General features: G+C 43.2%; 26 protein-coding genes and 1 tRNA gene. 5 read left to right on the forward strand and 22 right to left on the reverse strand.

The window, feature by feature from the left end:
• The first annotated feature begins 12 nt into the window (after nt 1-12).
• Nucleotides 13-168 (forward strand): IS3 family transposase, encoded by a 156-nt coding sequence (locus INF28_RS10270; RefSeq protein ID WP_404815163.1) that lies wholly within the window; start codon nt 13-15, stop codon nt 166-168.
• Between the two features lie 84 nt (nt 169-252).
• Here the strand turns inward: INF28_RS10270 and INF28_RS10275 are convergent, their stop codons facing one another.
• A complete protein-coding gene (locus tag INF28_RS10275) occupies nt 253-1,299 on the reverse strand; it encodes a stalk domain-containing protein (RefSeq protein WP_226393382.1) in 1,047 nt (348 codons plus the stop codon).
• Between the two features lie 271 nt (nt 1,300-1,570).
• Here INF28_RS10275 and argC point away from each other — a divergent pair, with 271 nt between their 5' ends.
• On the forward strand, nt 1,571-2,611 hold the full coding sequence (gene argC, locus INF28_RS10280) for an N-acetyl-gamma-glutamyl-phosphate reductase (RefSeq protein WP_226393383.1): 1,041 nt from the start codon (nt 1,571-1,573) through the stop codon (nt 2,609-2,611).
• Between the two features lie 26 nt (nt 2,612-2,637).
• Nucleotides 2,638-3,519, forward strand: coding sequence for an acetylglutamate kinase (argB, locus tag INF28_RS10285; protein ID WP_226393384.1), 882 nt, complete (start codon nt 2,638-2,640; stop codon nt 3,517-3,519).
• A gap of 55 nt (nt 3,520-3,574) precedes the next feature.
• Here argB and mscL read toward each other — a convergent pair whose 3' ends face one another.
• From mscL to INF28_RS10330, 9 genes are all read right to left on the reverse strand, one after another.
• Nucleotides 3,575-4,051 (reverse strand): large conductance mechanosensitive channel protein MscL, encoded by a 477-nt coding sequence (gene mscL / locus INF28_RS10290; RefSeq protein WP_226393385.1) that lies wholly within the window; start codon nt 4,049-4,051, stop codon nt 3,575-3,577.
• Nucleotides 4,035-4,838, reverse strand: coding sequence for a class I SAM-dependent DNA methyltransferase (locus INF28_RS10295; RefSeq protein ID WP_226393386.1), 804 nt, complete (start codon nt 4,836-4,838; stop codon nt 4,035-4,037). Before INF28_RS10295 ends, mscL begins: the two co-directional genes overlap by 17 nt.
• A 7-nt stretch (nt 4,839-4,845) precedes the next feature.
• Nucleotides 4,846-7,203 (reverse strand): ATP-dependent helicase, encoded by a 2,358-nt coding sequence (locus INF28_RS10300; protein ID WP_404815164.1) that lies wholly within the window; start codon nt 7,201-7,203, stop codon nt 4,846-4,848.
• Nucleotides 7,203-8,276, reverse strand: a complete 1,074-nt coding sequence (mnmA, locus tag INF28_RS10305; RefSeq protein WP_226393388.1) for a tRNA 2-thiouridine(34) synthase MnmA — start codon at nt 8,274-8,276, stop codon at nt 7,203-7,205. Before mnmA ends, INF28_RS10300 begins: the two co-directional genes overlap by 1 nt.
• Before the next feature lie 3 nt (nt 8,277-8,279).
• Nucleotides 8,280-8,720, reverse strand: a complete 441-nt coding sequence (gene nifU / locus INF28_RS10310; RefSeq protein WP_226393389.1) for a Fe-S cluster assembly scaffold protein NifU — start codon at nt 8,718-8,720, stop codon at nt 8,280-8,282.
• Between the two features lie 77 nt (nt 8,721-8,797).
• Nucleotides 8,798-9,985 (reverse strand): cysteine desulfurase NifS, encoded by a 1,188-nt coding sequence (gene nifS / locus INF28_RS10315; RefSeq protein ID WP_226393390.1) that lies wholly within the window; start codon nt 9,983-9,985, stop codon nt 8,798-8,800.
• A 60-nt stretch (nt 9,986-10,045) separates the two neighbouring features.
• Nucleotides 10,046-10,498 (reverse strand): ribonuclease HI, encoded by a 453-nt coding sequence (gene rnhA / locus INF28_RS10320; RefSeq protein ID WP_226393391.1) that lies wholly within the window; start codon nt 10,496-10,498, stop codon nt 10,046-10,048.
• Nucleotides 10,499-10,625: 127 nt separating this feature from the next.
• Entirely contained in the window at nt 10,626-12,707 is a 2,082-nt protein-coding gene (feoB, locus tag INF28_RS10325; protein ID WP_226393392.1) for a ferrous iron transport protein B, read from the reverse strand.
• A gap of 167 nt (nt 12,708-12,874) precedes the next feature.
• Complete coding sequence (locus tag INF28_RS10330; protein ID WP_318961766.1) at nt 12,875-13,816, reverse strand: DMT family transporter; 942 nt, start codon at nt 13,814-13,816, stop codon at nt 12,875-12,877.
• A 223-nt stretch (nt 13,817-14,039) separates the two neighbouring features.
• Here INF28_RS10330 and spoIIID point away from each other — a divergent pair, with 223 nt between their 5' ends.
• Both spoIIID and INF28_RS10340 read left to right on the forward strand, forming a co-directional pair.
• Entirely contained in the window at nt 14,040-14,300 is a 261-nt protein-coding gene (gene spoIIID / locus INF28_RS10335; RefSeq protein ID WP_226393393.1) for a sporulation transcriptional regulator SpoIIID, read from the forward strand.
• 115 nt (nt 14,301-14,415) lie between these two features.
• Nucleotides 14,416-14,492, forward strand: a tRNA-Pro gene (locus INF28_RS10340).
• A gap of 65 nt (nt 14,493-14,557) precedes the next feature.
• Here the strand turns inward: INF28_RS10340 and INF28_RS10345 are convergent.
• The 12 genes from INF28_RS10345 to INF28_RS10400 all read right to left on the reverse strand — a co-directional run bounded on the left by INF28_RS10345 (nt 14,558) and on the right by INF28_RS10400 (nt 24,768).
• Nucleotides 14,558-14,890 (reverse strand): recombinase family protein, encoded by a 333-nt coding sequence (locus tag INF28_RS10345; protein WP_154557453.1) that lies wholly within the window; start codon nt 14,888-14,890, stop codon nt 14,558-14,560.
• 12 nt (nt 14,891-14,902) lie between these two features.
• Nucleotides 14,903-16,606, reverse strand: a complete 1,704-nt coding sequence (locus tag INF28_RS10350) for a recombinase family protein (RefSeq protein ID WP_154557452.1) — start codon at nt 16,604-16,606, stop codon at nt 14,903-14,905.
• A gap of 95 nt (nt 16,607-16,701) precedes the next feature.
• Nucleotides 16,702-16,872, reverse strand: coding sequence for a hypothetical protein (locus tag INF28_RS10355; protein WP_195840258.1), 171 nt, complete (start codon nt 16,870-16,872; stop codon nt 16,702-16,704).
• A gap of 410 nt (nt 16,873-17,282) precedes the next feature.
• Nucleotides 17,283-17,528, reverse strand: a complete 246-nt coding sequence (locus tag INF28_RS10360; protein ID WP_226393394.1) for a helix-turn-helix domain-containing protein — start codon at nt 17,526-17,528, stop codon at nt 17,283-17,285.
• A complete protein-coding gene (locus INF28_RS10365) occupies nt 17,513-17,947 on the reverse strand; it encodes an RNA polymerase sigma factor (RefSeq protein ID WP_154557450.1) in 435 nt (144 codons plus the stop codon). The genes INF28_RS10360 and INF28_RS10365 overlap by 16 nt, the downstream gene beginning before the upstream one ends.
• 382 nt (nt 17,948-18,329) lie before the next feature.
• The gene (locus INF28_RS10370) at nt 18,330-19,643 is read right to left on the reverse strand and encodes an SPFH domain-containing protein (protein ID WP_154557449.1); all 1,314 of its coding nucleotides are present in this window, start codon (nt 19,641-19,643) and stop codon (nt 18,330-18,332) included.
• Between the two features lie 21 nt (nt 19,644-19,664).
• The gene (locus tag INF28_RS10375; protein ID WP_154557448.1) at nt 19,665-20,189 is read right to left on the reverse strand and encodes a hypothetical protein; all 525 of its coding nucleotides are present in this window, start codon (nt 20,187-20,189) and stop codon (nt 19,665-19,667) included.
• Between the two features lie 4 nt (nt 20,190-20,193).
• Complete coding sequence (locus INF28_RS10380; protein WP_154557447.1) at nt 20,194-21,375, reverse strand: leucine-rich repeat protein; 1,182 nt, start codon at nt 21,373-21,375, stop codon at nt 20,194-20,196.
• 17 nt (nt 21,376-21,392) lie between these two features.
• Complete coding sequence (locus INF28_RS10385; protein ID WP_226393395.1) at nt 21,393-22,409, reverse strand: hypothetical protein; 1,017 nt, start codon at nt 22,407-22,409, stop codon at nt 21,393-21,395.
• A 25-nt stretch (nt 22,410-22,434) separates the two neighbouring features.
• Nucleotides 22,435-23,313, reverse strand: a complete 879-nt coding sequence (locus INF28_RS10390) for a DUF4428 domain-containing protein (RefSeq protein ID WP_154557445.1) — start codon at nt 23,311-23,313, stop codon at nt 22,435-22,437.
• 34 nt (nt 23,314-23,347) lie between these two features.
• On the reverse strand, nt 23,348-23,923 hold the full coding sequence (locus INF28_RS10395) for a hypothetical protein (RefSeq protein WP_226393396.1): 576 nt from the start codon (nt 23,921-23,923) through the stop codon (nt 23,348-23,350).
• Between the two features lie 2 nt (nt 23,924-23,925).
• Nucleotides 23,926-24,768 carry a TMEM43 family protein gene (locus tag INF28_RS10400; RefSeq protein WP_226393397.1) on the reverse strand — a complete coding sequence of 281 codons (843 nt, stop codon included), beginning with the start codon at nt 24,766-24,768 and terminating at the stop codon, nt 23,926-23,928.
• Nucleotides 24,769-24,804 lie beyond the last annotated feature (36 nt).

The raw sequence follows: 24,804 nt of genomic DNA on the forward strand, positions 1-24,804 counted from the left end.
AATTTCTTCTCTATACTTAAAACAGAGTGTATTTACCGAACCAAACTCAAGACCTATGAGGAGGCGCGCCTCCTCATAGATGAATATATCTATTTCTACAACAACGAAAGAATACAAATAAAAACAATACTGACTCCGCTTGAAAAACGAAGTCAGTATATTGCTTAAATCTTTAATTTATCCTACCATCAAGGGCGTTTTTGTACTGTCCGCACAAATTGGGGCAGTCCAGTTGGCTGTGGGGGTTTATTATCATTCAATTACCAAATTTGAGTCTTCCAAAGTAACTGTTTTCCCAAGCATAGTAAATAACTCTGCAGGCGCCCAGGTAACACCCGGATCTACGATATACGGCGCCTTACCATAATTCTGCGGTGCTGTCATTCCAACCGCTCCTTCAATTTTTGTCACACCGAAAATCATATCCTGCCCAATTCTAAGATGTACCGAAAAGCTATCACTTTCTACAGTGACTAGTTCACCGTCTTCATCCACAGTGTACTTGGCTTCAAAGCCAAGATCCCTGGCAACTGCGGCAACCGGAACCATAACAGTACCATTTTCATATCTTCCTGTCATATTGGGCACCTTGCCATCAAGTTCCATCGTAATCTGCTGCCCTTCCTGAAGAACTTCTTCCTCTTCTTCTATATTAGGCAAAATCATAATATGATTGGCATATGCCTGCCCCGGATAAGATTCTGCAACCGCCGAATACCACGCCATAATTCTGGTTCCTTCTTGAATATCCTCTAATGTTACAATATTCTTGGTAAGATAAGAAACTACGTCCGTTTTTTCATCTGCCGAAAGGATCAAACCACCATTATCCGTCAAAATTTGAAGGCTTCCGTCTTCTGCCTGCGTTACCTTATCCACCACATGATACATGGCACAGCCTGCATCCTGAGGTATATTACGAACTACTGCTATCGCCGCTGACTGAGGCGGCAAAGAAGCTGTCACCGCCGGACTGTGAAATACATAAACCCTTTCGTTTTCTTTCAAATCAGCAGGGTTGAAAGCGGTTACGTTTTCGCTGTCAATCCATACCGTTTCTTCCGAAACATTCATAATATACTCGCCATATCGCTCTGAATTGAGTCGAATTTGCTGTATTGCCTCTGTATCATCTCTTTTCATTTTCATAATTTTTCCATAGTAAAGAACACTGTCAGGTGCCTGTACTGTATCCTCTGCTGCATTCGGCATATTTTCTATCTCCTCCGCCATGACAGGGAACGACATACTACAAAGCATGGCACCACCTAATATAAAAGCTACAATCTTTCTATTCATAAAGCATCTCTCCTCTTTTATCAATACATATATTCTGTGTGGCCACACTAAATTCTTAAAAGAATTCATATTCTATCTATATGTGTTTGCTTTTATCCAATTAGACGTTGTCTATTAGAAAAAGTTCCCTTTTTCTCTTTTTCCAACCCCCGATTTAAAACCAGAAAAAGCACTTGCATTTCCTCTAAAAAAAGAGTATAATGTAATTTGATGTCTGCAAAAAGGCATCTGCAAGTTAAGAATAAGGAATTTCAGGAAGAGAGTGATTGTCATGATACGAGCAGGGATATTAGGAGGAACAGGATATGCAGGAATTGAAACAGTCCGTCTTTTGCTCCGGCATCCGGAGGTTAAAATAGAAAGAATTGTTTCCCAGTCCTATGCTGGAAAAAAAATTGCAGAGGTCTATCCGAATTTAATGGGGATATGTGATATTACCTGCTCTGCGCTTGACATTGATGATATTGCCAAAAGCTGTGATGTAGTTTTTACTGCATTGCCCCACGGCGCTTCTAAAGAAGTCATTCCGGCTTTATATGATAAAAATTTAAAGATTATTGATTTATCTGGTGATTTTCGTTACCGCGATGTTAAGGTTTATGAAAAATGGTATGGTCAGGAACATTCTGACCCAGAGCTCCTAAAAAAGGCTGTATATGGACTTTGTGAGCTGCACCGAGATGAGATTCCCCATACAAGACTTATTGGCAATCCCGGCTGTTATACCACTTGTTCCATCATGGGATTGGCACCTTTGGTAAAAGCCGGCGTAGTAGATAATCGCAGTTTGATCATTGACGCCAAATCCGGCGTCACCGGCGCCGGACGTGGGCTGAACCTTCCGAATCTCTTTTGTGAATGTACCGAAACCATGAAAGCTTACAAGGTAGCAACCCATCGCCACACTTCAGAAATCGAACAGGAACTGTCCCTGCTGGCTGGCGAGGAGATCATCCTTTCCTTTACACCGCATTTGGCGCCCATGAAACGTGGCATTTTCGCTACATGCTATGCCAATCTTAAAAAGGCATATACCACCGGGGCACTATTAGAACTTTACCGTACATTTTACAAAGATGAAAAATTTGTCCGGATCTACCCTGAAGGCAGCCTGCCCGAAGTAAAACACGTTTCCGGATCCAATTATGTCGGGATTGGTCTTACGGTAGACCCGCGTCTCAATCGAGTGATTGTTATTTCTTGCATTGACAATCTGATGAAAGGTGCCGCAGGACAAGCCGTACAAAATATGAATCTGCTCTTCCATTTACCGGAAGATACCGGGCTGACTGAGGCAGGAATGTATTTATAATCCATTCAAGTTGGGAGAATTTTATTATGGAATTTAGCATGGAGCAACTCATTGGGAAGGCCAGTATATTAATTGAAGCCCTTCCTTACATACAAAAATTCAATGGAAAAACTGTAGTCATCAAATACGGTGGCAACGCTATGATCAATGAAGACCTGAAAAACCGTGTAATGGAAGATATTACTCTTTTAAAATACATTGGCATTAATCCTGTTGTGGTGCACGGCGGCGGTCCGGATATTTCCGCGGCCCTGACCCGGTTCGGTATTCAAAGCGAATTTATCAACGGCCTGCGCGTTACGGATGCACAGACCATGCAGGTAGCACAAATGGTACTGATTGGAAAAACCAACAAGGAAATTGTTTCGTTGCTGGGAACCAAAGGCGGCAACGGACTCGGGGTTTCGGGTATAGACGGGAATTTGATTCAGTGCCGCAAATGCTACACACAGGTCAACGGCAAAGATACAGATATTGGATTTGTTGGTGAAATTGTCAATATTAACGAAAAGGTTCTCGCCGACCTGACACAGCGTGGTTATATTCCTGTGGTTGCGCCCATCGGCGTAGACGAAAACGGAAATAGTTATAATATTAATGCAGATACGGTGGCCGGTGCCATTGCAGAAGCGCTGGAAGCAGAAAAGCTTATGCTTTTGACCGATACAGAAGGAATTAAAGAATCCGCAGACAGTACGGAAGTGTTTTCTGTGTTATCCCGCAAACAGATCTATACTATGATCGATGAAGGCAAAATTGTAGGCGGAATGATTCCGAAAGTAGAAGGAGCCATCCGCGCCATTGAGGCAGGGGTAAATTCAGTACATATTGTGGATGGCCGTATTCCTCACTGTCTGCTGCTTGAGATTTTTACCGATCACGGCATCGGAACGATGATTACGCGCTAATAGGATACACAAAAAACACCAGACCAAAAATTCGTCTGGTGTTTTTATCATTGTCTTAATTTTTGCGCTTTTTCCTGTTTCCAGAAGGGACAGGTTTGGATTTTTCAGCAGCCGGCTCTTCTTCAGTAATAAGTATTGAGGTACAGAAAGGACAACGCACTGCATCATTATTAATTTCACTACAGCAAAAGGGACATTTCTTTTTCTCCGGTTTTTTTGGCTCTTCTTTTTTTCTTCCAAATGAGGTAATCTTATTGATCCCCTTAACCAACAAAAAAATAACAAACGCCATGATAACAAAATCAATCACCGTTGTAATGAATGCGCCATAACGCAGCTCAACATCACCAATGTGCAAAATCAAGCTATCAAAATTCACACCGCCAAACAGTCCCAAAAGTGGAGAAATCACATCTCCCACCAAAGAAGAAACGATCTTTTGAAACGCACCCCCAATGATCACGCCCACAGCCAAATCCAGTACATTACCCCGCATGGCAAATTCTTTAAATTCCCTAAAAAATTTTTTCATCCGCATATCCTCCTGCCGCCGACAAGGGCCTGCGTACTACAAAAAACAACCGCTCCGATTCCGTTTTCGGAGGTAAAAAACTCAAATGGTCAAAAATACCGGCACATTCTAAACCGCATCGCTCAATGCATTCTTGTAGTTCTAAGGCCGAATACGCCCGTTCCTCCTGGAATTCGTCTCTCCTGATATACATACCGTCTGCGTCCCTCAAAAAAATATTCAAATCAAAATAACAAATCTGTTCTTCTGCATCATATTCATTGTTCCATACACAATAAATATCATCCTGGTCATAAAGGAACGTCTGACCGTCCAATACTTTCTGGAATTTATACGGTGTATTCACATCAAAAATCAGTAAACCTCCCGGATCCAAAAAACAATGCAGTCGCTGAAGCATTTCTTCCAGTTGACCATCACCGGTTAAATAATTGACTCCGTCCAACGCACAGATCATAGCGCCTACCGTTCCATACAACTCAAAAGTGGTCATGTCTTGATTCAAAAACAATATCTCCTTCTGCTGATCCCGTGCCTTTTGCGCAGCAATTTCCAGCATCTCCACCGAACAATCAAGGCCAATCATCTCATAACCCCTGCGCGCCATAGCCAGGGTCATATTTCCTGTGCCACAGCCCAAATCCAGCACCAGTGACGGCTGACAGTTAAACTTTTGAAATATCGCCTCATAATAATCCGCAAAGGCTTCATAATCCACATCCTGAAGCTGGTCATAAACCTCAGCCAATACATCATACATGTTTCCACCTTCTCCATTATTCGCCATACAGACATCAAATTTTTTCGATCGGCGCATATGCGGCAAGCAATTTTTTCTCACCTTCGGCAAAAGCAATCCTAAGCAAGGTGTCCGCACCCATTTTCTGTGCCGCAACTATGGTCCCTTCACCAAACTTACGATGCCGCACCTTGTCGCCAGGCGCAAACTCCTGCGCGGCTGCCCTTGCTGCTGCAGGTTTTTCCCGATTTTCAAGAAATGTGCTTCGTCCAAACCCCTGTGGCTTCACTGCCCCAGAAGAAACAAATGCCGCTTGCGGTCTCTCTTCTTTCTTTTCCAAAAGCGTATCCGGAATTTCATTTAAAAACCGGGACGGTTTATTAAACTTAGTCGAACCAAACAGGGTTCGGCTTTTTGCATTGGTAAAGAACAATCTCTTTTTTGCCCGAGTAATTCCTACATAACAAAGCCTGCGTTCTTCCTCCATTTCCTCTGGATCACCCATAGAGCGTAGTCCGGGGAAAACTCCTTCTTCCATTCCAATTAAAAATACATTTGGAAATTCCAGGCCCTTCGCGCTGTGCAGCGTCATTAAGGTAACTGCATCCTGCGCTTCATCATAATTGTCAATATCAGAAAGCAGAGAAATATCCTCCAAAAGTTCTTCCAGTGTAATCGCCGCATCTTTTTTCACCGACTCCTGTACCATGGAAATAAACTCATCTAAGTTTTCAAGCCGTGTCTGGTTTTCCACCGTTTTTTCCTGTTGAAGCGCAGCCACCATCCCAGTTCTCTCCATCACCGTCTTAACAAACAGTTCAAGCCCCATGTCCTCATCAATTTCCTTTCGGAGGCCTTCAATCAGCCGAGCAAATTCTTCCAGTTTTCCTGCCGCTCTTGCAGGAAATTCCTCAAAACTTCCTGCACGCCGACATACCTCAAAAATGGTAAGTCCTTCTCCAATGGCAATCGCTTCCGCCCGTTCCACCGTCGCTGCGCCGATTCCGCGTTTGGGCTCATTGATGACACGCCGCAGAGCGATATTATCTCCATGATTCTGTATCAACCGAAGATATGCCGTTAAATCTTTAATCTCCTTGCGGTCATAAAAACGCAGTCCACCGACCACTTTATAAGGAAGCGCAGATTTTAAAAGCGCATCTTCTATAATACGCGACATGGCATTCATACGGTATAAAATCACGGTATCGCTTAAATTACCACCCAGTTTCCGAATTGTATCTGCAATATGATAGGCTTCGTTATGTTCATTTAAGGCTGTGTACAACTCTAAGTGCTCTCCACCGCCATTGGCAGTCCAAAGCGCCTTTCCCTTTCTTCCCTGATTATTGGAAATCACTGCATTAGCAGCATCTAAAATATTCTGAGTCGAACGATAATTTTCTTCCAGTTTAATCACACGGCAATTGGGAAATTCTTTCTCAAAATCTAAAATATTTCGAATATCCGCTCCACGGAATTTATAGATACTCTGATCATCATCGCCTACAACGCACAAATTGTGATACTTTCCCGCTAACAAACTGACCAAGCGATACTGTGCCCGGTTGGTATCCTGATATTCATCCACCAAGATATAACGAAAACGGTTCTGGTAGTATTCCAATACATCGGGGCAGTCTTCCAACAAACGAACTGTATTGGCAATTAAATCATCAAAATCCATGGCATTGTTTGTTTTTAATTTTTTTTGATATAATTCATACAGCTTTGCGATGCGTGAAAAATAAAAATCACCCGCATTCATCTGGCTATATTCCACCGGATCAATTAATTTATCCTTCGCCCTGCTGATTTCCGACAGCACAGCCCGGGGCGGAAATTTTTTATCATCTATCCCTAGCTCTTTCAGGCAATCCTTCATCAACGTCTGTTGATCCGCTGTATCATAAATGGTAAAGCTTCGTTCGTATCCAATGCGTTCCGAATCTCGCCGCAAAAATCGTACACATGCTGAATGAAAGGTGCTGGCCAGTATCTGATCCCCAGCATCGCCCAGTTGATGTACCAAACGCTGTTTCAGTTCTCCTGCCGCTTTATTGGTAAAAGTAATCGCCATGATCCGCGACGGCTCCGGCGGGTCTTCCGCAAGGCATGACAGCAAATGCGGTGGAAGCTCATCCAGTTCCCCGTCTGCATACCACTGCAAGATTTCCATATCCTGTTCTGAAAGTCCCTGCGGCTGGATGGCCATACTGCCAATTTCCGTCTTCCCAAACCGAATTAAATGCGCAATTTTATAAACAATCACTGTAGTCTTTCCAGATCCCGCTCCTGCCAAAACTAACAAAGGGCCTTCCGTTTGCAGTACAGCTTCTTTCTGCCGAGAATTCAAATCCGGATATTCCTTGGCTAAAATTTTTCTGCGCAGCTCCTGATATTCTATGTTAATCAACCCCTATTCTTCTCTGTCCATGATTTTTCAATCACTGCACCGCCAATCACCGTATCACCGCCAGGTTCATAAAACACCACCGCCTGGCCAGGCGTTACCGCCCGCTGGGGCGTATCAAACCGAACCAGCAAATTTTCTCCTTCTTTTTCTATCATGGCAAGTGCAGGTACCGCGGTATAACGCACCTTTGCTTCCACCCGCATCGCATCTTTCAGCTGGGCAAACGAAATAAAATTAGGCTGAGAAGCCAAAAGCACATCAGTAAACTCCGAACCTTTTTCGCCCAGCATCACCTGATTGGTTTTTGCATCAATATCAATAACAAACATGGGTTTGCCAAAAGCAATACCCAACCCCTTACGCTGCCCAATGGTATAATGTACAATGCCCCGGTGTTCGCCCAAAACATTGCCTTCTGCATCTACAAACTTACCCCGAGGTGAAACATTTCCAGTCCGCTGTTCAATAAATCCAGCATAATCCCCATCTGGCACAAAACAAATTTCCATACTCTCCGGCTTTTCTGCAACCGGCAGACACAGCTCCTTTGCCTTCTGCCGCACAGCGGCTTTATCTGTAAATTCCCCCAAAGGCATCAAAACCCTGGAAAGCTGTTCCTGCCCCAAAGCATATAAAGCATAGGTTTGATCCTTCACAGATGCCGCAGACCGTTTGAGCAGATACCGACCAGAATTTTTATCATATACCACCCTGGCATAATGCCCTGTTGCGATTTTATCCGCTCCCAACTGGTCTGCCGCCTCCAACATGGCATCAAACTTTATATAACGATTGCAGGCAATACAGGGATTCGGCGTTCTGCCCGAAACGTACTCCTGTGTAAAATAATCTACAACATAACGGGAAAAGGACTTGCAAAAATCCAGCGTATGAAACGGGATCTTCAAATGGTTTGCTACCCTTTCTGCATCTTGTACAGCTACATCACTTTCCACTCCATCGCGAAGCCGCAAAGTCACTCCTATTACCTCATACCCCTGCTCCAAAAGCACGGCGGCAGCAACACTGCTGTCCACCCCGCCAGACATGCCGATAATAACCTTTTCCATGGCCTATTCCTCATGTCCGTGGCTGCAACTTCCACAGCATCCGCTGCATTTCAGTCCCTGCGGGACTTCCTCACCACGGCGTTCATAATAATCTGCGATGGCAGACCGTACAGCCTCTTCTGCCAGAACAGAACAATGCATTTTTACTGGAGGAAGCCCGTCCAGCGCCTCTGCCACTGCTTTATTTGTCAAAGCAAGGGCTTCTTCAATGGTTTTTCCTTTTACCAGTTCTGTTGCCATAGAGCTGGTCGCAATGGCAGCGCCACAGCCAAAGGTTTTAAAACTTACCTGTTCAATCACACCAGTTTCGTCATTAATTTTCATATATATCTTCATAATATCACCGCACTGAGGGTTTCCAACCTCGCCTATGGCGTTCGCATCTGCAATTTCTCCCACATTGCGGGGATTACTAAAATGATCCATTACTTTTTCACTATACATAAAATTCTCCTTATCCGCCGCTGTGCGCCGGCACAAATCAAATTTTCTGCTCTGCTTCGCACAGATTGAGCAAACATTTACCTACCCTGCTGTTCTTTTAAATATTTTTCGTAAAGCGGGGACATATTTCGCAGCCGTTCCACGGTTTCCCGCACAGCCTCTACAATATAATCTACCTCTTCCATGGTATTTTCCACATCAAAGGTGACCCGGAGAGATCCATGTGCTTCCTCATGCTTTAATCCAATCGCCAGCAGAACATGAGACGGATCCAATGACCCGGAAGTACAAGCGCTTCCGCTGGAAGCCGAGATCCCCTTCATATCCAAAAATAGCAAAAGACCTTCCCCTTCAATAAAAGAAAAGGATATATTGGCGTTACCCGGCAGCCGTTTCTCTGGATGGCCGTTTAACCTTGCAAAAGGCACGGTCTGAAGTATCTTTTTGATATAGCTATCCCGCAGTGCCGTTAAATAAGCTGCTTTTTCGGGAATATTCGCAGTGGCCAAGGTAATCGCTTTGCCAAGTCCTACAATTCCCGGTACGTTTTCCGTACCCGCACGCCGTCCTCGCTCCTGCGCACCACCCGTAATAAACGGTTCCAGCTTGAGACCTTGGCGCACATACAATGCACCGCTTCCTTTTGGTCCGTGAAATTTATGTCCCGTAAGAGACAGCATGTCCACCTGCAAGTCTTTTACGTTTACCGGAATCATTCCAATTGCCTGCACTGCATCTGTATGAAACAAAGCTCCAGCTTTATGGACCGTCTCTGCAATTTCCTTCACTGGCATAATAGTTCCAATTTCGTTATTCGCAAGCATTACTGTAACCAGTGTGGTAGTATCGCGCATGGCTGCCTGCACTGCCGAAGGCGATACCATACCATATTCATCCACTGGCAGATAAGTAACCTCATACCCTTCCTTTTCCAACTGTTGACAAGTATGCAATACCGCATGATGCTCTACTGCCGTCGTAATAATATGATTCCCTTTATGGCGCATCGCTTTAACGGCAGAACGAATCGCCCAGTTATCCGCTTCGCTGCCCGAACCGGTAAAGAAAATTTCCTGCACCGTTGCTCCAATCGCCGCAGCCACCTCTTCCCTTGCCGTTTCTATTACTTTTTTTGCTTCCCTTCCTTCCTGATAAATGCTGGAAGGATTTCCATATACGGTTTCAAAATACGGCAACATGGCCTGTAAGACCTCTGGCGCCGTTTTTGTTGTAGCCGCATGATCTACATAAATCCGTTTTTCCATAAATTCTCCTGCCTTTCCTTACAGAATGCATTCTATGAAAAGTAGAAGTTCTGTAATATATTATCCTTTTAAAAACTTTTTTGATTCTGCAACCGCCAAACGATCACAACGTTCATTTTCCGGATGCCCGGCATGCCCTTTGACCCACACCAAGGTAACCTCATGGTAATCCAAAAGTTTTAAGATCTGTTCCCACAGGTCTGGGTTCAGCGCTTTTTCTTTTTTATTACGCATCCAGCCTCGCTGTTTCCATGAAACCGCCCAGCCATTCTGTACAGCATCCACAAAATACTTAGAATCACTGTATAATGTCACCTTGCAAGGTTCTGTCAACGCTTCCAATCCAGCAATGACAGCCGAAAGTTCCATACGGTTATTTGTCGTATTCGCTTCTCCGCCGGAAAGCTCCCGCTCATATTGTTTATAACGCAAAACGACACCAAAACCGCCTGGGCCGGGATTTCCGCTGCAGGCGCCATCGGTAAATATTTCTACATGCTTTTTTTCTGCCATGTCCTATCCTCCTTATACGCCTTATATTGCATTGTATCACAAACCCCCTAAAAAAGCCATAGTTTTTTTGACAAAATACCGCAAAAGGCCGCAGGACTTTAAAAAGTCCTGCGGCACATCATTTTCTCTAAACAGTTTTGGGCTGAGGCGCACGCCGAAAAATCAAATAAAGCGCACCAGCCGCCAAAAGCACTGCCACCGCAGTAGTAATCTGAAATTGACCAGTTTGTATAAAAATTCCCGTCTGATAAAGGATAAAGGTTACCACATAAGCAAGACCTGTCTGATATCCCAAGGCGAACAAAGTCCAACGCAAACTACCCATTTCCCGGCGAATCGCTCCTATCGCCGCCACACACGGAGAACAAAGCATATTAAACATTAAAAATGCATAACCACTGAGCGGCGTAAAGACACTGCTTATATTCTCAGTACCTTCCCAGCCATAAAGCACATTCAAACTGCTCACAATGTTTTCTTTTGCCGCAATTCCAGTCAATGTTGCCACCGCAGGCTGCCATTGCCCAAACCCCAAAGGCCGAAACAGCGGAGCCAGCAACCCACCAATATCCGCCAAAATGCTATGCGATGCATCGGTCATCCGCAAATTCCACGCAAAGTTTGATAAAAACCAAATAATACCGCAGGCGAGGAAAATAATGGTTCCTGCTTTAATAACAAACGCTCGGATATCATCCCATACATGCCTCGCCACATTTTTTGCACTGGGTATATGGTAACTTGGCATCTCCATAACAAAAGGTGCCGGATCACTGGACAAAGCGCGACTCTTTTTTAATATGAGACCCGATAAAAAGACCATTAATACACCCACAAAATACACCGAAATGGCAATCCATGCAGAATTTCCAAACAGAGACCCTGCAATTAATGCAATCAATGGTAATTTGGCACCGCATGGGACAAAAGTAGTCACCATAATGGTGATTTTTCTGTCTTTTTCACTCTCAATCGTACGACAACTCATAATTCCCGGAACACCGCATCCGGAAGCAACCAGTAGCGGAATAAACGATTTCCCTGAAAGGCCAAAACGCCGAAACACCTGATCCATAATAAAAGCAATCCGCGCCATATAGCCGCAATCTTCCAAAAGTGCCAAAAAGAGAAACAGTACCAAAAGCTGAGGGACAAAAGACAAAACCGCACCTACGCCGCTGATCAATCCATCTACCACTAAACCGGTCATCCAATCTGCTGCACTGGCTTGTTCAAGTAAAGCCCGAACCGCTGTACAGGCAGCTGCAATCAACTGCTCCATCCATCCAGCCGCCCAACCACCTACAGTCTGAATAGATATATAATATACTCCGCACATAATCACAATAAAAAGCGGGAGCGCTAAATAGCGATTGGTCATTACATCATCGACCTTGTCAGAAACCGTTGTCCCCAGTTCATGTCGAATCACACACTGCTTTACCAGTGCAGTGATATATTCATAACGTTCATTGATAATGATACTATCACTTTCATCATCAAATTCCTGTTCACACTTGGTAATTATTTTATCAATTTTCTTCTGTCTATCTTCCGGCAGATTCAAGCTCTCCATAACCCGCTGATCCCGTTCAAACACTTTGACTACAAACCAACGCATATGTAATTTCTCTGCCGTATCCGAAATCAAAGCTTCAATCTGCGAAAGCGCTGTTTCAATCCGCGGCGAAAACCTACAACCACCAAAAACAGCCTGTCCCTTTTTAGCCGCATGAACCGCTGCTTCGCACAACTCATCTAACCCTTTTTCCTTCAATGCCGAAGTCGGTATAACATCACAGCCCAACATTTGACTAAGCTTGTCTATATGTATGGTATCTCCGTTCTTTTCTGCCACATCCATCATATTAAGCGCAATCACAACTGGAAAGCCCACTTCGCATAGCTGCGTTGTCAGATAGAGGTTTCGCTCAATATTAGAAGCGTCCACCAAATTAATAATGGCATCAGGATGCTCGTCAATCAAATAATTCCGCGTTACGACTTCTTCCATGGTATAAGGAGAAAGTGAATATATTCCCGGTAAATCAACCACATTGACATCAGGATAATTTCGCATCTGTCCCACTTTGCCCTCTACCGTGACTCCAGGACGGTTGCCCACATACTGACTGCTTCCGGTCAGAACATTAAACATGGTGGTTTTCCCACTGTTAGGATTGCCTGCCAAAGCAATGGAAACTGCCATATATCCTGCCCCTTTCCTATTACTATCCATTATAAATTTATCACAGCCACTGCTAGGTGTCAAGAGGATTTCTTCAAAAATACGCATAAATATATGTTAGACTGTCCGGTTTTCAAAAGCCATGCTTAAATAAGATGAAACAGTAACAGAGGGAACCTCTCTATCCATTATGTTTTTTCCTTTCCAGTGCCAAAATTTAAAACCAAAATTCCAGCACAAATTAACACCAACGTCACTATCAACTGCACCGGAGTGACCGAACTTGCCTCGTCCAACATCAGAGACGAAAGGAGTACACCAAAAACCGGGATCACAAAACTAAATACCGTAATCCGAGATACCGGATTATACTGTAACAATACACCCCAGAGCGAGTAGGCTACAGCAGACAAAAAAGCCAGGTATATCAGCACGCCCATTCCAGCGCTGGTCGCTATCTCCACACTTCCACCAAAGCCAAAGCCAATCGCTATCATTATAATACCACCTGTCAAAAACTGATAACCGCTAATGATAACCGGATCTTCATATTGAGAATACCTTTTGATTAATACCGATGAAAAAGCATAAGATATCGTAGAAAAAAGCACAAAAGCATCTCCGGTAAAATTCATGTTCCAATCCAGTCCATTCAGATTCACTGCAATAATTCCCGCAAAACCCAGAAGACAGCCAAAAATTTTTCTCCACGTCAAACGTTCCTGCCGATACAACAAGGCGGCAATTATAATTGCAAAAAATACATTTGACCCACTAATAATAGTACCTTTTACTCCCGATGTATTTGCCAAACCAATATAAAAAAATAAATATTGAATGACCGTTTGCACAGCTGCAATTTTAACAATGCGACCCCAGTTCTCCTTTTGAGGATAAAGAAATTTTCTCCTGCTAATACTGTAAAGCGCTATTGCCAATATCCCGGCTATAGCAAACCGAATCCCGGCAAACAAAATGATAGATGGTACATTTTTCTGCGGCAAAAGGAGTCCATATCCAATCTTAATAAAAGGCGTCGCACTCCCCCATAAAGCACAACATAATAACGCCGCTACTGTTACAAAAAAAGAGTTTCGACAAATTTGCGTTTTTTTATCTGGCTGCATCATAATTCTCCCTTTCTGTTGCTTCACAAAAACAACGCATGAAGTATAGCACATTGTAAGAAAAAAAGCAACCTGATGTACCCAAAAGAAGCGCGTCTTCTTTCTTTTTCTCACAACAAAAGCAGATAAAACCTCTTGTTTGTCATACCCTGTCTGTTTAGTGCATATACTAAATCAGGTTCAAAAGCTCTATCAAGAGCAATTCGTGAAATGGGAGGCATTGTATGTGAGGTGTTATATCGAAGAAAGAACAATTGAACTCGCAAAGTACATTATCGAAAATAAATGCACCGTCCGAGAAGCCGCCAAAAAATTTGGCATTAGTAAATCTACTGTACATAAGGATATGACAGAACGTCTAATTAAAATTAATCAGCTTTTGGCAGACGAAGTCAAAGCAATTTTACTTGAAAACAAACAAGAACGCCATATCCGCGGTGGATATGCCACTCGAGAAAAATATCGGCATCAACGTGAAGCCGGATGAAATGATAGTTTTAATACATTTGTCCCGAAGTTGAAAATTATGTATCCACATTATCTGTAAATCAAAAAAAGACTTGACAACTATCTGCTATTTATGCTATACTATTGAATGTTGTCGAGGTGTGGCTCAGTTTGGTAGAGTACTTCGTTCGGGACGAAGGGGTCGCAGGTTCAAATCCTGTCACCTCGACCATACCGAGTGTTCTTACAGAACTTGAACGGTTCTGGCAAGCGCTCGGTTTTTTATTGTCTAAATCATCAGTATATCGGGTAGCTTTCACAGCTTCCGTCTGTGCTGATGATATTTTTATTGTTTTTTTCGGCGGTTCTCAAAATCCCTTGCAGTACGGATATGTTTCTTGAAAGACCGCTTATGTTTGGCATTAAAATATTTCTTACAGATTGATTTTGCAAAAGCCCGTTTAGCGTTTCACTGTAAGCGGCTAAACCGCTTCGCTGTTCGATTACAAAATCAGTAATTTCATAATCGTGTTTCTTTGCAAACTGCCTTAATTCCTGTTCTCTGTCGTTTAGCTGTTCACGGGTAGCAACCCGCATATAGCAAACAACTTTCTGCTTTTTCTTGCTCACAGGCTCACTCCCTCAGCTTGCACAGGCGGCATAATGAACATCTACGCCCTGCCTTGTATGTACCGATACATTGTTTTCGGGTAACTTGTCAAGGTCGGGTATTTCAATCGCGCCTATACAGTTATAATGAATGGTAAGCCTTTGAACGGTTTTGCCGTCAATCTTTTCGGATTGGTGTACTTCGATTTTTTCAATCAGTTCGTTTAACATTCTCGGCGTCAGCTTTCTTGCCCGCGTGTATTTACGGACGGACGCCATAAACATATCGCTTGTTACGGCCTTGCTTTTTTCGCTTTCAAGCTCCGTTTGCAATTCCTTAATGCGTGAGGAAACTTCTTTTTGCTCCGACTCGTATTTGACAGACATTTTTGCAAATCTATCATCACTAATCTTGCCGCAGACATTATCCTCATACAGATGTTCAAACAGATTATCAAGTTCCTTATCCCTTGCAGTGAGTGAATTTAATTCCTTTTGTTTTAGCTGCCGTTCCTGTTCGGCGGCTTTTATGGAATGTCCCATAACAATTTTAGCAAATTCACTTTCATACTGCGTTGCAAGTTTTGTCAGCCTTCTGATTTCACCAAGTACAACCTTTTCCAAAAAGTCAACCCGTATGTAATGGGTAGAATTACAGATTTTCCGATTACCCTTGTTATATCCCGAACAGTTGAAGTATTGTATATCGTGGTTTGCCTGATTGAAGTGATACCATAGATTACTGCCGCAATCCGCACATACAAGCAATCCCGAAAACATATTTTTCTCGCCGTCGGCTTTTTGCTTCTTGCGCGTTTTTCTGCTTCGGCGTTCCTGTATCGTTTCCCAAACAGCGCGGTCAATGATTGGTTCGTGAACATCTTTGAATATCACCCAATTTTCACGGTCATTAGCATAACGCTTTTTGTTTTTGTATGACTTTGAATAGGTTTTGAAGTTCAGAACATCACCGCAATATTCCTGTTTGGAAAGTATTGATACAATCGTTGAGCTTTTCCATTCACAGCTTAAAGCCGTTTTACTTCCCGGACGACCAATGCCCTTGCTTATCCAATAGCTTGTCGGTATCAGTACATTTTCGCTTGCAAGAATATCCGCAATCTGATGTGTACCGACGCCCTCTAATGTCATATCAAAAATCCGTCTTACAACATTTGCCGCTTCTTCATCAACAACCCAGCTTTTGCTTCCGTCAGGATTTTTCATATATCCATACGGCGGCATACCCATAGGCTCGCCTGCATTTCCTTTAATCTTGTTGCTGATACGGCGCTTTTTGGAAATATCACGCGCATACCATTCATTAAAAAGATTTTTTATCGGAGCAAGCTCGTTTTCACCCTCCTGCGTGTCAATGTTATCCGAAACGGCAACAAGCCTTATATCGTGTTCGGGTAGAAATTCTTCGGTCAGTTTGCCGACCTCAATATAATTCCTGCCGATACGGGAAAGGTCTTTTACAAACAATGCAGATGATTTATTGTTTTCAAAATCTTCTATCATTCTGATATAATCAGGTCTGTTCATAGTAACGCCAGAAATACCGTCGTCAATATAAATCAATAAGTTTGTATATCCCTTTTCCTTAGCAACCGCCGTGAGCAGCTTTTTCTGATTTCCGATACTGTAACTTTCACCGTCTAAATTATCATCACGAGAAAGCCGTAGATATAACGAGGCCGTAACCTCTCTTTTTTTATTGCTTGACTGTCTCATACGTCCTCCTTTCACCGACAGTCAATAATCAGCATACTTATATTATACCGCTTTTTATCCAAACTGTCAGCCCGTTAAATGATAATTCTTCAAATTTATTTATCCGACTTTATCAATCGAATTAAAACCGTTCCCAAAGTTTCCTTTGCCTGTTCCTTAAAAACAGGCTCCACAACAAAAGAATTTTTGTCAAAATCGTAGGTTGTGGGCTTTGCAAATTCAGCATTGTTTTTTTCTTCTTTTATATTATTTGTTTTACTATCCATAGCAATTTACCTCATAGCATAAATTCCTAATTTTTTAGCAAATCCAAACGGCGCCGGCTGCGCTCCACGGGAATTGCACCCCTGCACGGTTCTCGTCCAGCCGCCCAATGCTGTGAAGCGTTCAAGGCGGGAGTATCATTATTGCGCCCGCGCGTCATTGCTTGCAGACTGCCACATCTGCAACTACGGTAAAAATGGTTATCGCTCCGCCTTAAAAGGTATCGTCGCGCATTTCCCGTAAAGCTCGGCACGGACGGAATGTGTTTGTTTGCCTATTCTGCCGCAATGGGCTTTCTTTGTCAAAGAGCTGTCGGCATTTATCAGCCTGTCAAAACACACTTTTATAAATGTGCTTTGACGGAATGACAAATAAAAGAGTGGAGCACAGAGAGGGGTGTGCTCCAATAAATTTAAGCAGGCAGAATTTTGAAATCGGAAATGATACTGAATATCAATTTTGATTTCAGACGGTTTTCCATATCTGCGTCAACATAAAGATATTCGTTGCCGTATTCGTCTTTCAATATTCGAGTTGCCAGCTTTCGTATGTAATTACGATAGTGCTGCAAAATATACGCGATTGCAGAAGGCTCCGCATTCATTGTCGCAGTAATTACAGTTACCGGTATGTCTGAGGCTTTTATATGTCGTCCCATTGAATACCCTCCTTTTCCAAGTAATCTCGCAGCAGCTTCAAAGTGCTTGTCCGTCTCTTACATATCGTTTGCTGTATCGCATTGAGTGTTCGACCTATCTCTGCGTCGGTCATATCCATAAAATACGAAAGCAAAATAATCTCTAATTTTTCAGGGGGTAGTTTCATCAGAGCTTTCGCTAATTCGTTTCCGACAACAACGATTTCTTTATCAAGCACTTTGAAAATGTGTTCATCTGCAAAATAGGTATCATTTGCCGACAATTCCAACAATTCATCGCTTGAAAGTTCTGTAAGAGATGTTTCGTGTTCACGCTGCTTTGCATATTCCGAGTGGATATTATGCGCTTCATTTTTCAGCACCCTTGAACAAAAGCAGCCAAACTGATTGGAGATACGTTTATTGTCCTTATCTGTCATTTTCTCACCTCCTTTCATTGCGAAAGTAGGTGTTTCTTTTCCCTCTCATATAGGTAACAGAGAAATTGCAAATTTTACAACCTCGATTTTCAAAAAATGCAAAAAGGCGCAGAAGCTTTTTCAAAAGCTCCGCGCCTTTCCATATAGATGTTTTGTGCTATTTCTCTGTATAACCCGAATATAGCTTAACCAATAATTTTCAATTTTTCTGCTGATTATATCATACACTAATATTGATTGTTTGAAATAAGCTATTTGGATTATAGAGCGTTGCTGCAACATTCGCATTTTCCGCGGCTTCCGTTTCGGAGGCCTATCATTCCGTCACAAGCAATATTATCCCTTTTATCTTTCTATTCAAATATTGTCTTTTACGAAAATTTTATTGCTTATCATTCTCATCAAACACATCACCACATTCTGGACAGAATTTCGGTGGATTTGCTGGATCTTCCGGTTCCCAACCACACTTATCGCACTTGTACAAAGGTGTGCCCGCAGGCTTGGAACTTCCGCAGTTTTGGCAGAACTTACCTTTGTTAAGTGTACCGCAAGAACACGTCCAGCCATCTGCTGACGGCTGTGGTTTTCCGCAATTCATACAGAATTTACCCATATTGCCGCCCTGACCACATTCACAACTCCAGCCGGAAGGTGCCACCTGCTGAGGTTGCTGTTGCTGCTGTTGTCCCATAGCAAAGAGATTAGCCGCATTGGCACCACCTGCATTCTGCGCCATATTCATGCCGAAAAATCCGCCCATAGCGCCCATGCCGCCCTCGTTTTTCGCCGCATCCTGCATAGCTTGAGCCTGCGCACCCACCATATGCGCCGCCGCCATTGTCGGATTGCGGAATGCCGCGTTTCTTTGAATTTCTTTAATCATTTTTTCGTCTTCTTCCGAAGCGTTTACGGAGGAAACACCGAACACAACAATTTCAATGCCTCTTAAATCTCTCCATTTTGCGGAAAGAACGTCGTTTAACGCATCGCCGATTTCCATTGTGTGCGCCGGAAGCGAACTGTATCGGATTCCCATATCCGAAATTTTTGCAAATGCCGGCTGAAGCGCTGTGAGTAACTCCGTTTTCAATTGGCTGTCAATGGTTTCCCGTAGATACATTTCGTCAACATTGCCGCACACGTTTGTGTAAAACAGCAAAGGATTTGTAATTTTGTAGGAATACTCGCCGTGACAGCGGATTGCAATATCTACATCAAGACCTATATTATTGTCTACAACACGAAAAGGCACCGGTGAAGGGGTTCCGTATTTATTGCCTATAATCTCTTTTGTATTGAAAAAATATACTCTTTGGTCTTTTCCCGGCTCGCCACCGAAGGTAAAACGCTTTCCGACCTCGCCAAAGCTTTTTTTGATGTTCTCGCTCAGGTTTCCATAGAAAATGCTGGGCTCCGTTCCGGTATCGTAAACGAACTCGCCCGGTTCCGCACAGATATCAACCACCTTTCCGCTTTCCACAATCATCATACACTGCCCATCGTTGACATTGATAATCGAACCATTTGAAATAATATTATCCGTTCCTTTTTTGTTTGAGCTTCTGTCTCCGGCTCTCTTTTCGCCTTTTGCCACAAGAACGTCAGCGTCCAAACTCTCACAATAGAAGTAGTCTCTCCACGAATCGGCAAGCACACCGCCTGCCGCGCCTATTCCCGCCTTTAATAATCCCATATATAATACTCCCTTTCAAAATTATTGTTTATACTCTGTTATATCCCATACATCTTCTGTGCATATCAGTTTACCGTTTTCATCTGTTTGCGGCGTAAATTCGTGTCCGCCGTGAGTGTATATGCAAATCTTTACATCTGCGCCGCATTTTAATACAAACGGCGTACCGTCATAAAATTGCAAGCTGTTTTCCGCATCGCCAATTTTGCTGATTTCGGTTTCATCGGCATATCTCGGAATAATAAGATACATTTTATTCCCGCCAAAATCATACTGCTTTATTTTTTTCTTGCTTTCTTCGGATAGACCCGAAAACAGCTTGTCAATATAATATTGAGTGTTTTTCTCCTCACTTAAGTACACAACAGCCCAAAACGGATACCCCTCATATTCATCAAACGGCAGGGTATTTGCGTATTCGGTACGATAATCACCATCAACATATACCATACCCGGGCCGTCCAGAATATCCGGCTTCGGCGCTTTGCACCCAAACAGATTTGCAAAAATAGTAATGATTGAAATAAACTTCACAAGTTTCACCATGTTCTTAACCTTTTGACAACCCAATCCGCATATCATTACATAAAATTCTTGCAATAAACGCCGCCGCTTCGCTGCGTTTTACCTGTGCATTCGGATAAAAGGTCATATATTCGTCACTTCCTACCGCAATTCCCCTGCGATAGAGATCAAGAATTTCATATGCAAAAGCTGTTGTATCATATACATCGGGAATATCTGTCAGCGGAACATCGGGATTGATTTCATAAGGCTCGGTATCACAACGAGAGAACATATATGCCATTTCCGCTCTCGTTGCATTTTTATCCCAGTCAAAGGAAATGTGATCGTCTATGATATTGTTATAATAGCAGTAATCTACGTAAACATCATACCAATGCTCGCCATAACCTTGAAATTCCGTTTCTAATCCGCTGTTATAGGCGTGAATACACGCCGCAATTTTGGCCGTCTCCGCACAGGTAAGACCAGCGTCGGGATCAAAAACAGTTTGACTTTTTCCATTTATGATTCCGAAACTATATGCCGTCTGTACATACGGATAGTACCACGCATCATTATTCACGTCTTCAAACGGCAGAGAAACGTCCTCTAAGTACTTGCTTCCCTTAAAGCCGCAATCTTCGCAGTAAATCATATTTTCACCGAAAATATCCTTTTCGGTCATACTTTCCACAAGCGAGGAATGAATTTTTCCAAAGTCGAAATTATTGTCGCCTTTCGCATTGGATATTTTTTCTCGCATAACGTCTTCACTTACCGCACACGGAATATCGAACCGTATATAACCCGTGCCTATAAACACATCATAATCAAATTGAACCTGTTCTGAGTTTAACGTAACCACTGAAAGTTCGGAGCAGTTTGCAAAGGCATGTTCGCCTATGGAAGTCACGCTTGCGGGAATATCGACATATGCGGCAGTGCAGCCCTCAAAAGCGTTTGTATTGATTTCCTCAATTCCTTCTTCTATATATACTGAAGAAATTCCAATGTCGAAAAACGCCATTACGCCAATTTCCTTGATTTTTGTTCCGTCAATTTCAGTAGGTACAACAACATTTTCTCCGCCGTAATATGACGTTATAACGCCGGCAGCAGTATATTCATAATCTCCGTCCGATGATTTTAATACATCAGGCTCTGCAAAAGCAGTAGTATTCACTAACAAAGCAAACAAAGCCAAAATCGCCGCAATTTTCTTCATATTGCTTCACCTCCGCATCAAAATCCCTTGATTCTGTATAATAGTGCCTCGGCAGTGTCATCTGCTCTTTTTGCGCCGCAAAGCGCCAGCACAGAACCGTCTTCCATAGGAACGAATTTTTTCAGCCAAACAGCCTCTTCTACACCGAACAGTGATTTTGTTGAATCGCTTTTTCCAATAAAAGTTCCGTCGTTTTTGATAAGATGGATTGTGGAAACAGAGGCGGTCATATATCCGTTTTCCGTTTCCGTCATAGCGCTGATACCATTACCAAATAATTTCTCGCTGCTTCTTGCTATTTCGTTTCCGGCAGTATCAAACGCAACAAGTTTCTGTTCATTTTCGATTGAACCTGCCACAAGCGCATGATTTCCTACCACCTCAATTGCTGCGACTTTGGTGAACGGCCCTTTTATCTGCGCGGGGTCGCTTGATCTGAGTCGGGAAATTACCCACGGTGTTGCTGTACCCCCGGAAATTTTTGTGATAGCGTCACGTCCCGTAAAATAGGTCAAAGCAAAATCCTCTGTCTGCGAAACACTGATATTTCCGCTTTCTGCCGCTTCGCCTATCTGATTTCCTTCGCCGTCATATATTTTCGCTGCGAACACGCCTCCGTCTGCATAGAGCTGACCTTTTCCGTCAACGGCAATCCCGTTTGAATTGGAAATATTCATTTCTTTTTCTAAGGTCAGGGCATTGTCTGCAAGCGTATATTTTTTGATAATTTTATCGCCGTTTCCGATATAAACGGTATCGCCTGATACCGCCATACACGGTTTTGATTGGCTTGAAACCTGCATCGGCTCATCAAGATTGACAAGTTCTGCTGTCAGTGTAACATCACCAATAGTTACAGAGCCGGGGGTGGGGTTCAGCGGCTCGGAAACTGCCTTTTGTGTAGGCTCCGGTGTTTGTTTTGAATCCGATGTCACCTGTGTGTCGGTTTTATCATTGTTATCTGTTTTGCCGCCACAGGCAGCAAGGGATATTACACATACAAACGCTAAAATAAGCGCTAATAATTTTTTCATTGATACGTCCTCCTAAACATTAAATTTACGACAATTTTGCCTCTGCTTCGTCTGCACGCCTTGTATAAACCGCCATTCCGCCAGTATTTGCGTCCTCCACAGCGTTGATATTTTTCTCTAATTTCGCTTTTTCTTCGTCCGTAATAGAATCTTCTCCGTTTTTAATTGCCTTAAATACAGTACCGAAGGTCTGCGCCATACCAACCGCTCCCTGAAGCTGTCTTTTTTCTTCCTTGCTCATTCCAAAATCAAACAATCCTTTTGAACTGTCGTGAATGCCGAAAATATAATCAAAATGGCATTTTGCATTATGAGCATATTCGGCATCCCTTCTGTTGTTCTTGCTGAAGCAGACCTTGATTTCCTGCTTGATGTATGGATGCGGACGCAAACCCTTTTTGTTGTCCATGTTTATATTGTTCATATTTCCGCCCAAAAGTTTGATTTTCAGACCTCCGCCCTTAAATTCGGGATTCTTGCCCGGTTCGCTTGCCGGCGATTCATCGTAGTATTCCTCATAGCTTGCCACCTGGTCATATCGGAAAAGCTCGTTCATTTTACCTCTGCCGGTGTAACTTCTATACTTAATTCTGAACATTCCCAAATCATCGCAAAATTCAATGCCCGCCTCTTTAAGTGTAGACGGAAAGGGTTCCTTTTTTCCTTCTTTGGAGTAGACCTCTTCAAAAAGCCTGTTCTGTCGTTTCATATATTCAATATGCCCTTTAATTTCGTCTAAAGTCAGTTCACTTAGCCTTATGTATCTGGAACATTTATCACCGCAGCCATCGCAGAGAAAATCCCCGTTTTTGATTTTTGTGCGGCTCATCACTCCGCACTCATTCCCGCATAACGCACAGGTCTTTTTCCCAAATTTATCTTTGAAAAAACCTCCTAATCCCATTGTTCATACCTCCTTTTAATGTGTTATTTTACATTCAACCGGAATTTCGGCTTGAGATTGCATTTCCGCAATACTCGCATTTGCCGGAGCTTCCGGCGCGGATTCTTGTTGTTCCGTTGCATTTTTCACACACAATGTTGACAAAGCCTGTTTTGCTTCCCTCGCGTCCCGAAAGAATAACGCATGGCGATCCCTGCTTTTGCAAAGTACATTCACAGAATACCCCTTTTTCGAAAAGCTTCTCAAGCTCGGAAATCACCTTGAACGGCGGTTTTCCGGATTGATTTGCAAGCTCATTGATTGTCACCGTGCCATCGACATCGCACATAAAGATTGAGTTGTAACGATATGCACGCGCCGCCATTCTTCCATTTTTAATGCCGTTTAACAAGAGCAGTGCGGACGGAACAATCATGACTACATTGGTAATCAAGTTATCGCGAAGATTTTCGTTATACCCTGTAACCCCCGAAATAATTCCAAACAGAAAAACCGCCGTGAAGAATCCGCCTATGATTATTTGTATGTGCTTTTTTATTGTAAGCCTTGCAATTGCAATTTTTGAAATATATGTTCCGCCGTCGGAAAACATTTTTTTATTTGTCCCCATTTTTACTGCCTCCGGAATGCCATCATTCCAACACCGATTATTGCAAGCAATATTCCTGCCACAATGCCGAAAATCGAGCCGCCGCGCACTCCTTTTTTGTTCTCCTCGGCCAATTCCTCCGCAGTCATAATGCCCTTAAAGGTCGTTACCGAATCAATGTCCTCGGCTTTTACGATCGTATCGCCCTTTTGTATGCCGATAATCGTATATTCGAGCGGATCGTCGGGCGAAACGATGCCGTAGGATATTTTTTGAGATCCGTATCCCGTTGATGAGTACATACCTGTTGTTTTTTTCGGCAGCCAATGTTCTTTTGAAACGCAGTAGCGGCTTTCTTTTCCGCCCGAAAGCACCTTCCAACCCGCATTAAGGCTCTCCTCGTCATATTGCGTAAATTCGGTGTTTCTTATAATGGGATTGAGCAGCTTGCTTTCCACCTTAAACTCACCGAGCACGGTAGGTGCGGCGAGCACGGTCGTTGTAAGTATCTCGGCATTGATTCCGAAATTCGCCTTTTCGCTGTAGTCGGTATTCTCCGGATGCCAGTCCCACACTTTTTCATCATCGCTGCCGGTATCCTGTTTATAAGTCCAAACCGTTCTTTTCGCCGTTACCCCCGGGAGCTGAACACCCGTTATGGGATCTTGAAGCTGTTCGGCGGCTTTAAGCGTTCCCGAAACAACCACAAGCTTTCCTTCATTGTCGGGAAGAATTCTGCCGTCCTTGATTGTTACCGCAGCTCTGATTCTCTCGTAGGACTGCGGTGCTGACACAAGAGCTTTTACGGCAAGCGAAGCAAAGAGCAAGCCTCCTATAATCAGTATAACGCCAATTATTTTTTTCATAGTCATTCCTCCCTATATATTGAATGAATATTTACT

The organism is Ructibacterium gallinarum, assembly GCF_014982785.1.
Lineage (GTDB): Bacteria > Bacillota > Clostridia > Monoglobales > Monoglobaceae > Ructibacterium > Ructibacterium gallinarum.

Excerpts from the sequence above, each read along its gene's own strand:
- INF28_RS10275 (WP_226393382.1), bottom strand. The coding sequence starts at position 1,299 with ATGAATAGAAAGATTGTAGCTTTTATATTAGGTGGTGCCATGCTTTGT.
- argC (WP_226393383.1), top strand. The coding sequence starts at position 1,571 with ATGATACGAGCAGGGATATTAGGAGGAACAGGATATGCAGGAATTGAA.
- argB (WP_226393384.1), top strand. The coding sequence starts at position 2,638 with ATGGAATTTAGCATGGAGCAACTCATTGGGAAGGCCAGTATATTAATT.
- mscL (WP_226393385.1), bottom strand. The coding sequence starts at position 4,051 with ATGAAAAAATTTTTTAGGGAATTTAAAGAATTTGCCATGCGGGGTAAT.
- INF28_RS10295 (WP_226393386.1), bottom strand. The coding sequence starts at position 4,838 with ATGGCGAATAATGGAGAAGGTGGAAACATGTATGATGTATTGGCTGAG.
- mnmA (WP_226393388.1), bottom strand. The coding sequence starts at position 8,276 with ATGGAAAAGGTTATTATCGGCATGTCTGGCGGGGTGGACAGCAGTGTT.
- nifU (WP_226393389.1), bottom strand. The coding sequence starts at position 8,720 with ATGTATAGTGAAAAAGTAATGGATCATTTTAGTAATCCCCGCAATGTG.
- nifS (WP_226393390.1), bottom strand. The coding sequence starts at position 9,985 with ATGGAAAAACGGATTTATGTAGATCATGCGGCTACAACAAAAACGGCG.
- rnhA (WP_226393391.1), bottom strand. The coding sequence starts at position 10,498 with ATGGCAGAAAAAAAGCATGTAGAAATATTTACCGATGGCGCCTGCAGC.
- feoB (WP_226393392.1), bottom strand. The coding sequence starts at position 12,707 with ATGGCAGTTTCCATTGCTTTGGCAGGCAATCCTAACAGTGGGAAAACC.
- INF28_RS10330 (WP_318961766.1), bottom strand. The coding sequence starts at position 13,816 with ATGATGCAGCCAGATAAAAAAACGCAAATTTGTCGAAACTCTTTTTTT.
- INF28_RS10350 (WP_154557452.1), bottom strand. The coding sequence starts at position 16,606 with ATGAGACAGTCAAGCAATAAAAAAAGAGAGGTTACGGCCTCGTTATAT.
- INF28_RS10355 (WP_195840258.1), bottom strand. The coding sequence starts at position 16,872 with ATGGATAGTAAAACAAATAATATAAAAGAAGAAAAAAACAATGCTGAA.
- INF28_RS10360 (WP_226393394.1), bottom strand. The coding sequence starts at position 17,528 with ATGGGACGACATATAAAAGCCTCAGACATACCGGTAACTGTAATTACT.
- INF28_RS10365 (WP_154557450.1), bottom strand. The coding sequence starts at position 17,947 with ATGACAGATAAGGACAATAAACGTATCTCCAATCAGTTTGGCTGCTTT.
- INF28_RS10370 (WP_154557449.1), bottom strand. The coding sequence starts at position 19,643 with ATGGGATTATTAAAGGCGGGAATAGGCGCGGCAGGCGGTGTGCTTGCC.
- INF28_RS10375 (WP_154557448.1), bottom strand. The coding sequence starts at position 20,189 with ATGGTGAAACTTGTGAAGTTTATTTCAATCATTACTATTTTTGCAAAT.
- INF28_RS10380 (WP_154557447.1), bottom strand. The coding sequence starts at position 21,375 with ATGAAGAAAATTGCGGCGATTTTGGCTTTGTTTGCTTTGTTAGTGAAT.
- INF28_RS10385 (WP_226393395.1), bottom strand. The coding sequence starts at position 22,409 with ATGAAAAAATTATTAGCGCTTATTTTAGCGTTTGTATGTGTAATATCC.
- INF28_RS10390 (WP_154557445.1), bottom strand. The coding sequence starts at position 23,313 with ATGGGATTAGGAGGTTTTTTCAAAGATAAATTTGGGAAAAAGACCTGT.
- INF28_RS10395 (WP_226393396.1), bottom strand. The coding sequence starts at position 23,923 with ATGGGGACAAATAAAAAAATGTTTTCCGACGGCGGAACATATATTTCA.
- INF28_RS10400 (WP_226393397.1), bottom strand. The coding sequence starts at position 24,768 with ATGAAAAAAATAATTGGCGTTATACTGATTATAGGAGGCTTGCTCTTT.